The following is a 14,369-nucleotide window of genomic DNA, read 5'->3' as shown; positions in this document are numbered from 1 at the left end:
GGCATCGTGCAGGTGCCGATGTTGATAGACATCATACAACTTGAATTTTTTCGATGACAAGGGGTTTTTGATGACAAATGGAAAGGAAGGTTGGATTGTTTATGCCGTATTTGCTGGGTTGTCCGGTAGGTTTCTGGGATTTATGATGCGAGGCGGCTGTGGGAAGTGATGGTTGTGCTGGGTCAGTGATGGATGGGATGTCGCTCTAACTTGAGTGTTGTCATACAAGTTGGACGTTCACGATGATCATTTCCGGGCCCGCTGATGGTAGGATTGCTTAGCCTGTTTTCGAGGAACCCTGGCGATGCAAGACACTGAAGCCCCGCTGCGCAAGCGCACCCACAACCTGGCCCATGACTTGGTGGCGAAGCTCAGCCAGAGCATTCTGCTGGGGCAGCTGAAGCCGGGGGAGAAGCTGCCATCGGAAGGGGCCATCGTGCAGGAGCATGGGGTCAGTCGTACGGTGGTGCGCGAGGCGATTTCCAAGCTGCAAGCCTCGGGACTGGTGGAGACCCGCCACGGCATCGGCACCTTTGTGCTGGAGCAGAGCGACGAGCCCGGGCTGCGCCTCAATGTCGACACCGCTGCCGGTGTGCGGGGCATCCTGGAGTTGCGCCTGGGCCTGGAAACCCAGGCGGCCGCCTTGGCGGCCCAGCGTCGTAGCGAGCGCCAGTTGCAGCAGATGCGCCAGGCGCTGGATGACTATCAGCGGTTGTTCAGCAACAACGACAGTTGCGTCGAAGCCGATCGGCGTTTTCATCTGCTTATCGCCGAGGCCACGGACAACACCTGTTTCGTCGAAATCATGCAGCACCTGGGCAGTGCGATGATTCCCAGGACCCGAGTGAACGTGGCCGAGCGCGGCCAGGCTGACCTGGGCAAGCTGGCACAACTGGCCAACCTCGAGCACGAGGCGATCTTCAACGCCATCAAGCGCCAAGACCCCGACGCCGCCCGCGCCGCCATGTGGCTGCACCTGACCAACAGCCGTGACCGGTTTGGTGCGCGGACCTGACAGTTACCATCGCCATCGCCATCGCCATCGCCATCGCCATCGCCATCGCGAGCAGGCTTGCTCCCACCTGTGGCCTGCATGAATCTGCTAATCGACACCGATCCCTTGTGGCGAGGGAGCTTGCTCCCGCTGGGCTGCGCAGCAGACCCAAGCCTTTGCCTGAGACACCGAGCCGTCAGGCTTCAGGGCCGCTTCGCGCCCCAGCGGGAGCAAGCTCCCTCGCCACGGGGATGTGGCTGCACCTGACCAACAGCCGTGATCGGTTTGGTGCGCGGACCTGACAGTTCACCGTCGCTTGAGCCACCGCCATCGCGAGCAGGCTTGCTCCCACCTGTGGCCTGCACGAATCTGCCAATCGACACCGATCCCTTGTGGCGAGGGAGCTTGCTCCCGCTGGGCTGCGCAGCAGACCCAAGCCTTTGCCTGGGACACCGAGTCGTCAGGCTTCAGGGCCGCTTCGCGCCCCAGCGGGAGCAAGCTCCCTCGCCACGGGGATTGGGTTGAGCACGCAATCGACGTTACACCGCGGCCCTCTGTGGGAGCGAGCTTGCTCGCGATGAGGCCGGCCAATCATGCGCAAAACCAACAGGCAAAAAAAACCGGCGCAACCGAAGTTGCGCCGGTGATGTTGCCAGGGGTTGCGCGGATGTTCGTGGGGCCGGGCCACCCCTGTTGAACGCTTTGCCGGTCAGGCGCGTTCCAGGGCCAAGGCCACGCCCTGGCCGCCGCCGATGCACAGGGTGGCGAGGCCTTTCTTGGCGTCGCGCTTGATCATTTCATGCAGGAGCGACACCAGCACGCGGCAGCCCGACGCACCGATGGGGTGACCCAGGGCGATGGCGCCGCCGTTGACGTTGACCTTGTCCATATCCCATTTCAGTTCCCGGGCCACCGCCAGCGACTGGGCGGCGAAGGCTTCGTTGGCTTCGATCAGGTCCAGTTGGTCCAACGACCAGCCAGCCTTGTCCAGGCAGCGGCGGGTGGCCGAGACGGGGCCGATGCCCATGATCGCCGGGTCAACGCCGGCATTGGCGTAGGCACTGATTTTCGCCAGCACCGGCAGGCCCAGGGCCTTGGCTTTTTCGGCGCTCATCAGGATCACTGCGGCGGCGCCATCGTTGAGCGAGGACGCATTGCCCGCAGTGACGCTGCCGTCCTTCTTGAAGGCAGGCTTGAGCTTGCCCAAGGATTCGGCGGTGGTGCCGGCGCGCGGTTGCTCGTCAGTGGCGAACGCCACGGGATCGCCCTTGCGCTGGGGGATCAGGATCGGTGTGATTTCATCGGCGAAGCGGCCGCCCTCGATGGCGGCGACGGCTTTCTGCTGGGACGCGGCGGCAAAGGCATCCTGTTCTTCACGGCTGATGCCGTACTTGTCCACCAGGTTCTCGGCGGTGATGCCCATGTGGTAATCGTTGAACGCATCCCACAGGCCATCGGTGATCATGCTGTCGATCATTTTCGCGTGGCCCATGCGCAGGCCGGTGCGGGCGGCCGGTAACACGTACGGGGCCAGGCTCATGTTCTCCATGCCACCGGCAATGATCACTTCGGCGTCGCCACAACGAATCGCCTGGGCGCCCAGGTGCAACGCCTTGAGTCCCGAACCGCAGACCTTGTTCAGGGTCAACGCCGGCACCGCATGCGGCAGGCCAGCGAGGATCGACGCCTGGCGAGCCGGGTTTTGCCCGGAGCCCGCCGTCAGCACCTGGCCGAGGATCACTTCATCGACCTGCTCACCGGACAGGCCGGTTTGCTCCAGCAGGTGCCGAATCACCGCTGCACCGAGTTCCGGCGCGGGAATGGAAGCCAGCGAACCCTGGAAACTGCCGATGGCGGTACGGGTAGCGGCGACAATCACGACTTCTTGCATCGAATCTCTCCTCACTGGGCAGCGAACTGCATTTCAGGCACGTGGTCCGGCACGATCAATTTGCCGGCGGTCTTGGCGACGATTTCCTCGACGCTGACGCCAGGGGCACGTTCCTTCAAAATGAAGGCGCCATCCTGGATTTCCAGGTAGGCCAGGTCGGTCAGCACCCGCTTGATGCACCCGGCGCCGGTCAGCGGCAGGCTGCAACGCGGCAGCAGTTTCGACTCGCCGTCCTTGGACGCATGGGTCATGGTGACAATGATGTTCTCGGCGCCGGCCACCAGGTCCATCGCGCCGCCCATGCCCTTGACCAGCTTGCCAGGAATCATCCAGGAGGCAATGTTACCTTCGACGTCCACTTCGAACGCGCCAAGCACGGTCAGGTCGATGTGGCCGCCGCGGATCATGGCAAACGATTCGGCCGAGGAGAAGATCGAGGCGCCAATGCGCGCGGTGACGGTTTGCTTGCCGGCGTTGATCATGTCGGCATCGACTTCGGCTTCGGTGGGGAATGCGCCCATGCCGAGCAAGCCGTTTTCCGATTGCAGCATGACTTCCATGCCTTCGGGAATGTAGTTGGCGACCAGGGTCGGAATGCCGATGCCCAGGTTCACGTAGTAGCCGTCCTGCATTTCGCGGGCGACGCGTTGAGCCATTTGTTCGCGGGAAAGTGCCATGTTCTTATTCCTTCATTCGGGCCGGGGGCAGGGGGTCACTTGCGCACGGTGCGCTGTTCGATACGTTTTTCGAACGTGCCGCAAATGACCCGGTCGACGTAGATGCCAGGGGTGTGGATCTGCGTCGGGTCCAGCTCGCCGGGTTCGACGATTTCTTCGACTTCCACCACCGTGATCTTGCCCGCCGTGGCGGCCAGCGGATTGAAGTTCTGCGCGGTGTGGCGATAGATGACATTGCCGAAATGGTCGGCCTTCCAGCCCTTGACGATGGCGAAGTCGCCGGTGATGGATTCTTCCATCAGGTACTGGCGGCCATGGAATTCACGCACTTCCTTGCCTTCGGCCACTGGCGTACCGACGCCAGTGGCGGTGAAGAAGGCCGGGATGCCGGCGCCGCCGGCGCGCATTTTTTCAGCGAGGGTGCCTTGGGGGGTGAGCACGACTTCGATTTCGCCGCTCAGCAGTTGCTGCTCGAAGAGGGCGTTTTCGCCGACATAGGAGGCGACCACCTTGCGGATTTGCCGGTCTTCCAGCAGTACGCCGAGGCCGAAGCCGTCGACGCCGCAGTTGTTGGACACCACGGTGAGGTCGCGGATGCCCTTGCGCTTGATCTCGGCGATCAGGTTTTCCGGGATACCGCACAGGCCAAAGCCGCCGGCGATGACGGTCATGCCGTCTTTCAAGCCTTCCAGCGCTTCTTCATAAGAACTCACGCGTTTGTCGAAACCTGCCATAGACACCTCTTTTATTCTTGATGGGGTCGCAATGGAGTGCAGTGTTGCGCTAAGTCATATATTTGTTAAGTTGATTTTTAGGTTGGATTGATTGATAAAACTCAACAGTCGCCGCCATCCACTGGCGGCTCGAAACTTACGGCTTGCCCCTGGAGCGAAGCGATCCCCATGACCCTCAAGCAGATCCGAGCCTTCCTCGCGGTGGCCCAGAGCCTGAGCTTTGCCGTGGCCTGCGAACGGCTGCACCTGTCCCAGTCGGCCCTTAGCCTGACCATCAAGGCCTTGGAAGAAGGCCTCGGCGGTCGCTTGTTCAGCCGTAATACCCGCAACGTGGCGCTGACGCCCGAAGGTGAATCCTTGTTGCCACTGGCCCGACGGCTGGTTGCCGATTGGGACAATGCCGAAGACGAAATGCGTCAACGCTTCACCTTGCAGCGTGGTCGCGTGACGTTGGCGGCAATGCCTTCGTTCGCTGGCAACCTGCTGCCACCGATCCTCAAGACCTTCCGCGCCCGCTTTCCGAATGTCAACGTCACGGTCAACGATGTGATCAACGAACAGGTGCTGGAAATGGTCCGCGATCGTCATGTGGAATTGGGTGTGGCGTTCGAGCCGATGCAGGGCGCGTCATTGGCGTTCACACCTTTGTATCTCGATCGCTTCGTCGCGGTTGTGCCGCTGGACTCACCACTTGCCCAGCGCGACGAAATCCACTGGGAAACCCTGCTGGAACAGCCCTTCATCACGCTGCAACGGCCATCCACCGTACGGGTGATGCTGGAGGAGCATTTGCAGGCCCGGGGCATGAAACTGCCTGTGGAGTTCGAGAGCCACCAGTTGGCGACCGTCGGGCGGATGGTCGCCAGCGGGCTGGGGGTGAGTGCCGTGCCGGCGCTGTGCGTCGGGCAGATGCACGAACTGGGTGCCCGCTGCATCACCTTGAGTGATCCGGTGATCGAACGGGCCATCGGGGTGCTGACCAAGCCGGGGCATGAACTGTCGGCGGCGGCGCAGGCGTTGTTCGATACGCTCAGGGATCAGGAGTTGGCTGTGCAGTTGGCCGCAGGTTGACCCCGCTCCCACAAAGGGGCCGGGTGTTGCTAAAACGGGTGCTGTGTCAGTAACGGCAGCAACTTTTCGCAAGGCTCTTCCAATTTCAAGTCCAGCAGATCATCGGCCCGGGTCTTGCCCCGGTTGATCACCAGCAACGGCTTGCCTTGGTCCTTGATCGCCCGGCACAGGCGAAACGCCGAATACGCCATCAGCGACGAGCCCACCACCAGCAGGCCATCCGCTTGCTGGACGGCTTCGGTGGCGCGGGTTGCGGTGGCGGGGGCGACATTTTCACCAAAGAACACCACGTCGGGTTTCAAGCGCTCGCCAGCGCAATGGGGGCAATTGGGCACTTGGAAGCGCGCCTCGAACGCTGGGTCCAGCAGGGTATCGCCGTCGGGCGCCTGCACGGCGTCGACACCGGCCAGGTAAGGATTCTGCGCTTCCATCGACAACTGGATCTGCTGCCGCTCGCTGCGCTGGCCACAATCCAGGCACAGCACACGGTGCAGGCTGCCGTGGAGTTCGATGACGTCCTGGCTGCCGGCCTGATCGTGCAGCGTATCGACATTCTGGGTGATCAACCCGGTGATGCGCTGCTGCGCCTGCAATTGGGCCAAGGCGTCATGGGCCACGTTCGGCCTGGCCTGCCTCACCCGTGGCCAGCCCAGCATCGCCCGCGCCCAGTAGCGCCGTCGTGCTTCGGCCTGGGCAAGGAACTCCTGGTACATCATCGGCTGTCGACCCCGTCGCACGCCGTCGCTGTCGCGGTAGTCGGGAATGCCCGAGGGTGTGCTGATGCCGGCGCCGGTGAGCACCAGGAAACGACGCCCGGCCATGTACGCCTGCAACTGATCGAGCGGTTCGCCATGGAAATCGTCCGGCATGGGGGGCTCCGTGGGTCTGGATTCGTTGAGGGTAGCACTATCGAGCACGGGGCCTGCGTCACGCCTTTCGTCGCCCAGCGGCGCTGTTCGGCAAACTTTCCTTGCAGGAGGGGCCTCCACACTTATGTGTGAGAGAGCATCAGGTTGTTCCGGTCGCTCTGAACCTGTCGCAGAGGAGGCTTATGAAGCAGACCATCGGTGAAGTACGGGCCATCAACAGACAGCGCGCAATGGTGGGTGTGTACGTGGGGCAGGAGCACGGCCACACCGTGCTAGCCCTACGTTCGGCCAATGACATCGATATTGGCGACATCCTGGAGTGGGACAGCGGCACGGCCTTGGGCATGCAGTCCTATCACAACCAGACCAAGGGCTGGACCGCCGATGTGTATGTGGCAAGCCACGGTGTGGCGACGGCCAACCTTGAGGTCCAGTTGATGGTGGGCTCTTCCTGACGGCGAATTCGAGACCGCTGCAACGGGGTGCTGGCGCGACCTGGCCCCATATGGGAGCGAGCTTTTGCTGGATGAAGTTTCGGTGTTCAGGGCGGCTAATCAATCACCGCCTGTTTAATAGCCTGTTGCAATAGAGGCCGACGCAGCAGGGAAATAAATAACGACATTGACCACTCGTCGCCGTCTGCAGATTTCTCTTAAAACCTTGGCGGCGTCATGTTTTCCGAATAAGACGAGTCAGCAAGGCTCGTTGATATCAACTAAACGAGGTGAATGAAATGGCTAACACAGGAAATAGCAATCCTGGCAATTTCGCTAACGATCGTGAAAAGGCATCGGCAGCCGGGAAAAAGGGCGGCCATGCATCAGGTGGTAACTTTGCCAATAATCCTGAGCGTGCATCCGAGGCTGGGCGCAAGGGTGGGCAGGCATCGGGTGGTAATTTTGCCAACGACCCTGGGCGTGCCGCAGAAGCCGGCCGCAAAGGCGGGCAAGCCTCTGGCGGTAATTTTGCCAACGACCCTGAGCGGGCTTCGGAAGCCGGCCGCAAAGGTGGCCAGGCCTCGGGCGGCAACTTTGCCAACGACCGGGAGAAAGCCTCCGAAGCGGGTAGAAAAGGCGGGGAGAACAGTCGCGGCGGCGATTCATAATGCCCGCTGACATGGTGAGCCCCGTGCCCATGGCATGGGGCCCCAATGGGTTTATATAGCGGAGCTTGCCGGGTTTAAACTACAACCGGGTTTACAGCTTTTCCGCTTTATTCGTTGATATTGGTTGATCGTTGTGTCAGTCACCATTGGTCTCGTTTGTTGAATAAAAGATAAATCATCCTGTTACCTCCTCCGACTATAAAAAAACGGCGAGGGCAGCGCTTCCTTGCCTGGATATTGCGTTTGATCGTTGCCACCGTTTAGGCGCACGATCAGCCATGTTTTGGTCAAGACCCGTAAGGACCTTCGATGGACCAGCCCACCTCCCGGATTCGATCCCCTTGGCGCACCTGGCTGAACCCCGTGCAAGACAACCTGTTGTTGGGGGTGACGTTCTGGCTCGGGCTCGCGTTGGTGACTGCATTGCTGCTTTACAGCGGCTACAACGCCTTGGTCGGCGCCGACCGTCAGAACCTGGGTTACGCAGTGCTGGGCGGTACCTCGGGCTTTGCCGCTACCGCCCTGGGGGCGTTGATGGCTGTGGTGTTGCGCGATATCGCCTCGCGGACCCAGGACATCATGCTCGGTTTTGCCGCCGGCATGATGCTCGCCGCCAGTTCTTTCTCGTTGATCCTGCCAGGCATCGAGGCGGCACAAATCATCTGTGGCAACCAGTTGCTTGCCGCGTTTGTCGTCGTGGTAGGCCTGGGCTTGGGGGTCGCCCTGATGATTGGCCTGGACCGTTTCGTGCCGCACGAGCACGAACTCAGTGGCCGACGTGGGCCCCAGGCCGAGCGTATTAATCGCGTATGGCTGTTCGTGCTTGCCATCACCTTGCACAACTTGCCGGAGGGCATGGCCATCGGCGTCAGTTTTGCCGATGGCGACTTCAAGGTCGGCTTGCCCCTGACCACCGCCATCGCCATCCAGGACATCCCCGAGGGCCTGGCCATTGCCATGGCGCTGCGCGTCACCGGTATCAGCGCCTTGCGTGCCGCGCTCATCGCGGTCGGTTCGGGGTTGATGGAGCCGCTGGGCGCGGTGATCGGCCTGGGCATGTCGTCGGGCGTCGCCGTCGCGTACCCCATCAGCCTGGGGTTGGCGGCGGGGGCGATGATCTTCGTGGTGTCCCACGAGGTGATTCCCGAAACCCACCGCAACGGCCATGAAACCCCGGCCACCCTGGGCTTGATGATGGGGTTTGCGGTGATGATGTTTCTCGACACGGCGTTGGGTTGAAGGCCCTGCCAAAGACCTGTTAGATCAGATCCTTGTGGGAGCAAGCTCGCTCCCACATTGGCTTGGTGTTTAGGCCAGGCTCCCGTAACCCGCCATCTATACTCAACGCCATGGGTGACCTGAGTCCGGGGTGGCGCGATCGTGCTGCGTTCGCTGATGCTGGCCGTTATGCTCGTTCTGGCCGGGTGCGCCACGTCACAGCGCGGTCAACAGGCTGCTACGGTGACGATTGACCAGGCCACTTGGCGACAGGTGGACCAGCAGATCATCGCAGCATCGAAAAGCGCTATCGAGCAGACCGGACGCTACGCCCGCGGGTCGATGGAACATTGGCGTGTGTTGGTCTATGAGCGCACCGAGGCTGAGTTTATCCCCTGGTTCAGCAGTTATTGGACCCAGGAATGGCTGGCGGTGAAGGTCAGCTGGTATGCCGCCAGTGCCAAGGCTGAGGAGGATTCTCCGGCCAAGCGCCTGGCGGTTTACCTGCAAGAACAATATCGTGAGCAGGTGTTGGAGCCGGTGGCGGTGGAAATTGATCCCGAGGCGATCAGGGCTGCCGCGACGGACTACTACATACGCCAGCTCAATCAGCAGGTCCAGGTCATCGCCCTGCGGCATCAAATCCCGAACGAACTGATGAACCGGCGTCTGCACGGCATTCCTGCCATCAACCTGGGGCCGCCGCCTGCGCGTAACGCGTCGTTGTACGAAGTGGTGCATACCGAACCGCTGAACACGCTGCCGGCGTATGCGGCGCTGATCGATCACGTCAACAAGGCCGCTGCCACAGGTGCCGGACCCTCTGAGGCGGTGATCGCCACGGTGGCGCAGCGCACCAGCGAAAAAATCGAGGCGCAATTTGCCACGCGCGGGGCGACCGGCGCGGCGGCGGCAGTAGCCGGGAAGGCGGCCGGGGCGTTGATCTCGGTGGGCGTGGCGGGCATTCGTGCGATCATCCACGAGGGCGAGCGGCCGGAAATGGAGGCGCAGATCCGCAAAAGCCTGAGTGCTGCGTTCGATGAGGCGTGGTTCAAGTCGCTCAAGCATCCCCTCAGCGGGGTAATGGCGCCGGTGTATTACCTGGACGAGGAAGTGGGAGGCAACCTGGTGGAGGCGGACCTGGCCAATCGAGCGGTGGCATTGCCGGACATCAAGCCGTGACGGGCTGGCTCATTCTGACCCAAGGGTGACGCGACATCCCTTGCGCTGGCGGATCTGTTCGTCCGTGGGACGCTCTTTTACGAATTCGAAGCGCGGCTCGCCTTCGCTGTAGATCACCAGCCAGCCCCATTCCAGCTCGCTTTCATCCTGCCCGGGCCTGGGCGGCGAGGCCCACCAGGGTTCTTTTTGCATGATCTGACGCATGGCGTTCCTCCTATCGTTTGATCCCCTCAACTATAGACCGCTTGATTTCGCGATAAGCGCTGGTGAAAACCCAGCATCTTGTGGCAAGGGAGCTTGCTCCCGCCGGGCTGTGAAACAGCCCCATCAAGGGAATGCAGTGGCTGGGTCAGGGGTCGCTTCGTGCCCCAGCGGGAGCAAGCTCCCTCGCCACGGGATTTTGCGGGCAATTCAGTGTGCTCTGACGCCGCCCACCAGCGTCTAGCGTCTGTATCCCCGCACTCGAACGGGGAATGACTGGACCCCGCGCATATGCAAGCACTGTTGAACGAGATCCTCGATGCGGTTCGCCCCCTGATCGGTCAGGGCAAGGTGGCCGATTACATTCCGGCCCTGGGCACTGTGGCGCCTAACCAGTTGGGTATTGCCGTGTATGGCAACGACGGCGAGTTGTACTGCGCCGGCGACGCCGAAACAGCGTTTTCGGTGCAGAGTATTTCCAAGGTGTTCAGCCTGGTGCAGGCCATCGGGCATTCCGGCGAAGCGATCTGGGAGCGCCTGGGCCATGAGCCGTCCGGCCAACCGTTCAATTCGCTGGTGCAGCTGGAATTCGAACGTGGTCGACCACGCAACCCGTTTATCAACGCCGGTGCGTTGGTGATCTGCGATATCAACCAGTCGCGTTTCGCCGCCCCGGCGTTGTCGATGCGCGATTTCGTGCGGCGTTTATCAGGCAACCCGCAAGTGATGGTGGACGGCAAGGTGGCCGAGTCGGAATACCAGCACCGTGCCCGTAACGCGGCGATGGCCTATCTGATGCAATCCTTCGGCAACTTCCATAACGATGTGGAAGCGGTGCTGCGCAGTTATTTCAGCCACTGCGCCCTGCGGATGAGCTGCATCGACCTGGCGCGGGCGTTCTGCTTCCTGGCCAACGACGGGTTCTGCAAGCACAGCGGCGAGCAGATCCTCAGCGCCCGGCAGACCCAGCAGGTCAACTCCATCATGGCCACCAGCGGCTTGTACGATGAGGCCGGCAATTTCGCTTATCGCGTCGGCCTGCCAGGCAAGAGCGGGGTCGGTGGCGGGATTGTCGCCGTGGTGCCGGGGCGGTTCACCGTATGCGTCTGGTCGCCTGAACTCAACGCCGCCGGCAACTCCCTGGCCGGCATGGCGGCGCTGGAATTGATGAGCCAGCGGATTGGCTGGTCGGTGTTCTAGTTTCCTGCCGCACAAAAAAGGCCCGCTCCTGATTCAGGAGCGGGCCTTCTTGTCAGGGGATATCAGCAGAGGCGGTCGATGACCCGGACCTCGGAAGTGTTCTGCATCGACTGCCAGGCCTGGGTCAGCGTTTGCAACACGCGACCGATGAAGTCTTTGTCGGCCGCAGCCTTCTTGCCAACATAGCCCTGGCCACGGCGGTACATCTTCAGCCGGGCACCCAGCTCATGCGTGTTCTTTTCGAACTCGTCTTCGCGGGTGTAGGGCGACAGGCAGTCCATATGCACCTGGCCAGTCTTGCTGATCCACAGGATATGGCTGTCGAGCGTGTCTTTGTGTGCTGCGAATATGCGAGCCAGTTCATCAATAGATGGTTGATTATTCAGATTCATGTGTAAGCCCCTTGACCATTTGGTTGATCTGTCTGGTGGTTCGCAAAAACTTCGCTACTCGGTAAGTACCTGCCTGCTACCGAAACCAGGCCGTCAGCATGCTTCCGTCGAACTTCGACAGGGTCGTGCATCGGTTGTGTAGTGTCATCGAAGGGCTGCTACGCAAATGCGCTACAACGAAGAGAAACAGCGAAGAATCTTCAGGCAGTGTCAACTTTCGAGGGTTTAACCACGTGCGTCATGAGGATCTTCACCGACGTTTCTCGTCCTTGTTACCGGACGGTCAGGCCAGGTCAGCACCTTCAATCTGCCTTGTGGGCAGTCCCTTATCCAAAAAACAGCTCGGCGGTCAGACGAGCTTGCTCAAACAGTTGCCTGTACTCCCGATCGGGGAGACGTCTGCATCATGCAAGGGCAAATCGGAGGCGTCAACGGTTTTGTAGTGATTATTTTTGGTCACTACATATTGTCGGACAAAATGGTTTGGGTATGAAAAATCGGGCTTGAGCCGAGTCCTGTGGCGAGGGAGCTTGCTCCCGCTGGGCTGCGTAGCGGCCCTCTGTCAAATCCCCTCGATTACCCTGATCCACCGTGCCGCCAGGTTTAGGGCCGCTTCGCGCCCCAGCGGGAGCAAGCTCCCTCGCCACAGGGTCCGTGTTTGGCATCATAGGCTCAGGTCGCCTTGGCTTTGCTCGCCTTGCGCGGTGCACCGGCTGCCTTGCGCTTGGCCGGCTTGCGCTTGTTCTTCCACGGGGTTGCGCCACGCCCGGCGGGGCTGGCCGGGCCGCTGATGGTCAGGCTCATGCCCTGGCAGCGGGCGACGTGCTTGCTCATCCAGGCGGCTTGCCGGGTCACGAATTCTTCCAGGCTCATTTCGCCGCTTTGCACCATGTCCAGGGCCTGCTCCCAGATGGCCGTGGTGCCCGGGTCGGCAATGGCCCGGGGCACGGCGTCGATCAGGCTGAAGGCCGCCGGGGTGGCCGACAGGGCCTTGCCGTTCTTCACCAGGTAACCGCGGTCGAGCAGCCCCTGGATGATCGAGGCTCGGGTCGCTTCGGTGCCGATGCCGGTGGTGTCCTTGAGCTTCTGCTTGAGCAGCGGGTCCTCCACCAGTTTGGCGACGTTCTTCATCGCCTTGATCAGGTCGCCTTCAGTGAAGGGCTTGGGCGGCTGGGTCCACAGGTCCTTGGGTTTCACCTCGTCCACCGTGCAATCGCGACCTTCGGCCAGTGCCGGCAAGGTTTGCGGTGCCGGCGCTTCACGGCCCTTTGCCGGCGCCAGTGCTTCGGGCAGGGCGCGTTTCCAGCCGGGTTCGACGATCTGCTTGCCCACGGCGCGCAGCGCCTGGCCGGCACAGTCGAAGTCGGCCTGGGTCCGGTCGTATTCGTGGTTGGGCAGGAACTGCGCTAGGTAGCGTGCGCGAATCAGCGTATAGACCGCACGCTGCTTGCCGGCGAGTTTGTCGAGGTTCTTGGCGGCGGCGGTGGGAATGATGCCGTGGTGGGCACTGACCTTGGCGTCGTTCCAGGCTCGGGATTTGCGCTGCGGCTGCAGGTGCTCGCGCAGCGGCGCGAGGCTGGGGTCGGCCTGGGCGAGGGCGGCCAGGATGGCGGGTGCTTCGCTGTGCTGGCTCAAGGGCAGGAAACCGCAATCGCTGCGAGGGTAGGTGATGAGCTTGTAGGTCTCGTAGAGCGACTGGGCAATGTCCAGGGTTTCCTGGGCGCCGAGGCCGAGTTTCTTCGAGCAGACTTCTTGCAGGGTGCCCAGGTCGAAGGGCAACGGCGCCGCTTCGCGCAGGCGCTCGGTACGCACCTTCAGTGTCCGGGCGGTGGCGGCGTTGCGCATGGCCTGGGCCGCGTCTCGGGCCAAGGCCTGGTTCAGGCAACGCTCCTGATCGTCGCAGGCATCCGGGTCGGCCCGCCACTGGGCGGTGAAGGCCATGCCTTCGTGACTGAGCTGCACGTCGATGGCCCAATAGGCGACCGGCACGAAGTCGGCGATGCTGCGGTCGCGATCCACCACCAGGCGTAGCGTCGGTGTTTGCACGCGGCCCACCGGCAGCACGCCCTGGTAGCCGGACTGACGCCCCAGCAGGGTGAACAGGCGACTCATGTTCATGCCGATCAGCCAGTCGGCCCGGGAGCGACCCAGCGCCGAGTGATACAGGTTGAAGGTTTCGGCCCCTGGCTTGAGGGCGGCCAGGGCCTTGCGGATCGACGCTTCGTCCAGGGCCGACAGCCATAGCCGCCGGATCGGTCCGCGATAACGGCAATGTTCCACCAGCTCCCGGGCGATCATTTCGCCTTCGCGGTCGGCGTCGGTGGCGATCACCAATTCCTTCGCTTCCCCCAACAGGCGCTTGACCGCCTTGTACTGGCTGGCGGTTTTCGGCTTGACGGTCATTTTCCATTGCGCCGGCACAATGGGCAGGTCGGTCAGTACCCAGCGCTTGTAGCGCGCATCGTAGGCGTCGGGCGGGGCGGTTTCCAGCAGGTGGCCGATGCACCAGGTGACCGTGATGCCAGGGCCCAGCCAGCAACCGTCGCCACGGCGCGTGGCACCGAGCACGGCGGCGATGTCCTTGGCCTGGGACGGTTTTTCACACAGGTACAGCTGCATAGCGCCCTTTTCCTGAGCAGATTTCATGGGGCTGTAGCATGGTCATGGATGCGCGCAAGGGCAAGTTTTATCTGTATGGATATACAGATAAAAAGCGTTGCGCTGCGTTGCCAAGGGGTGTCTGGCATGACATTCGGCGGCCTGTTGGCACGCAGAATGAATTTCTCGCAGGGGGATGGCTCATAACTTCAAGGCGGTTGCTACCGCAAAGAAGGT

14 protein-coding genes are annotated in these 14,369 nt (G+C 61.8%); 7 read left to right on the top strand and 7 right to left on the bottom strand.

The window, feature by feature from the left end; genetic code table 11:
• Positions 1-304: 304 nt before the first annotated feature.
• Positions 305-1,015, top strand: a complete 711-nt coding sequence (locus TK06_RS10680; RefSeq protein WP_063322044.1) for a FadR/GntR family transcriptional regulator — start codon at positions 305-307, stop codon at positions 1,013-1,015.
• 688 nt (positions 1,016-1,703) lie between these two features.
• On the opposite strand, the gene TK06_RS10675 is transcribed toward TK06_RS10680, so the two are convergent.
• From TK06_RS10675 to TK06_RS10665, 3 genes are read right to left on the bottom strand one after another with little or no spacing between them, the layout of a single operon-like run.
• The gene (locus TK06_RS10675; protein WP_063322043.1) at positions 1,704-2,885 is read right to left on the bottom strand and encodes an acetyl-CoA C-acetyltransferase; all 1,182 of its coding nucleotides are present in this window, start codon (positions 2,883-2,885) and stop codon (positions 1,704-1,706) included.
• 11 nt (positions 2,886-2,896) lie between these two features.
• The gene (locus tag TK06_RS10670; RefSeq protein ID WP_003180355.1) at positions 2,897-3,562 is read right to left on the bottom strand and encodes a CoA transferase subunit B; all 666 of its coding nucleotides are present in this window, start codon (positions 3,560-3,562) and stop codon (positions 2,897-2,899) included.
• Positions 3,563-3,597: 35 nt separating this feature from the next.
• Positions 3,598-4,296, bottom strand: coding sequence for a CoA transferase subunit A (locus TK06_RS10665; protein WP_063322042.1), 699 nt, complete (start codon positions 4,294-4,296; stop codon positions 3,598-3,600).
• Between the two features lie 168 nt (positions 4,297-4,464).
• On the opposite strand from TK06_RS10665, the gene TK06_RS10660 reads away from it, so the two are divergent.
• Positions 4,465-5,367 carry a LysR family transcriptional regulator gene (locus TK06_RS10660; protein ID WP_063322041.1) on the top strand — a complete coding sequence of 301 codons (903 nt, stop codon included), beginning with the start codon at positions 4,465-4,467 and terminating at the stop codon, positions 5,365-5,367.
• A 29-nt stretch (positions 5,368-5,396) separates the two neighbouring features.
• Here TK06_RS10660 and TK06_RS10655 read toward each other — a convergent pair whose 3' ends face one another.
• Positions 5,397-6,236, bottom strand: a complete 840-nt coding sequence (locus tag TK06_RS10655; protein WP_063322040.1) for an NAD-dependent protein deacetylase — start codon at positions 6,234-6,236, stop codon at positions 5,397-5,399.
• 182 nt (positions 6,237-6,418) lie between these two features.
• Between TK06_RS10655 and TK06_RS10650 the strand changes: the two genes are divergently transcribed.
• From TK06_RS10650 to TK06_RS10635, 4 genes are all read left to right on the top strand, one after another.
• Positions 6,419-6,691, top strand: a complete 273-nt coding sequence (locus TK06_RS10650; RefSeq protein WP_063322039.1) for a hypothetical protein — start codon at positions 6,419-6,421, stop codon at positions 6,689-6,691.
• A 278-nt stretch (positions 6,692-6,969) separates the two neighbouring features.
• Complete coding sequence (locus TK06_RS10645; protein WP_086936632.1) at positions 6,970-7,341, top strand: general stress protein; 372 nt, start codon at positions 6,970-6,972, stop codon at positions 7,339-7,341.
• A gap of 309 nt (positions 7,342-7,650) precedes the next feature.
• A complete protein-coding gene (locus tag TK06_RS10640; RefSeq protein WP_063322037.1) occupies positions 7,651-8,580 on the top strand; it encodes a ZIP family metal transporter in 930 nt (309 codons plus the stop codon).
• Positions 8,581-8,721: 141 nt separating this feature from the next.
• Positions 8,722-9,741 (top strand): hypothetical protein, encoded by a 1,020-nt coding sequence (locus tag TK06_RS10635; RefSeq protein ID WP_063322036.1) that lies wholly within the window; start codon positions 8,722-8,724, stop codon positions 9,739-9,741.
• Between the two features lie 9 nt (positions 9,742-9,750).
• Here TK06_RS10635 and TK06_RS10630 read toward each other — a convergent pair whose 3' ends face one another.
• Positions 9,751-9,945, bottom strand: a complete 195-nt coding sequence (locus tag TK06_RS10630; RefSeq protein WP_063322035.1) for a hypothetical protein — start codon at positions 9,943-9,945, stop codon at positions 9,751-9,753.
• A gap of 288 nt (positions 9,946-10,233) precedes the next feature.
• Here TK06_RS10630 and glsB point away from each other — a divergent pair, with 288 nt between their 5' ends.
• Positions 10,234-11,142 carry a glutaminase B gene (gene glsB / locus TK06_RS10625; protein WP_063322034.1) on the top strand — a complete coding sequence of 303 codons (909 nt, stop codon included), beginning with the start codon at positions 10,234-10,236 and terminating at the stop codon, positions 11,140-11,142.
• A 62-nt stretch (positions 11,143-11,204) separates the two neighbouring features.
• Here the strand turns inward: glsB and TK06_RS10620 are convergent, their stop codons facing one another.
• Positions 11,205-11,534 carry a hypothetical protein gene (locus tag TK06_RS10620; protein ID WP_063322033.1) on the bottom strand — a complete coding sequence of 110 codons (330 nt, stop codon included), beginning with the start codon at positions 11,532-11,534 and terminating at the stop codon, positions 11,205-11,207.
• 672 nt (positions 11,535-12,206) lie between these two features.
• Positions 12,207-14,153, bottom strand: coding sequence for a DNA topoisomerase III (locus tag TK06_RS10615; RefSeq protein ID WP_063322032.1), 1,947 nt, complete (start codon positions 14,151-14,153; stop codon positions 12,207-12,209).
• Positions 14,154-14,369 lie beyond the last annotated feature (216 nt).

It is taken from the genome of Pseudomonas fluorescens (genome assembly GCF_001623525.1).
Lineage (GTDB): Bacteria > Pseudomonadota > Gammaproteobacteria > Pseudomonadales > Pseudomonadaceae > Aquipseudomonas > Aquipseudomonas fluorescens_Q.
Note: the sequence above shows the minus strand (reverse complement) of the source record. Positions and strands in the feature narration are given on the sequence as shown.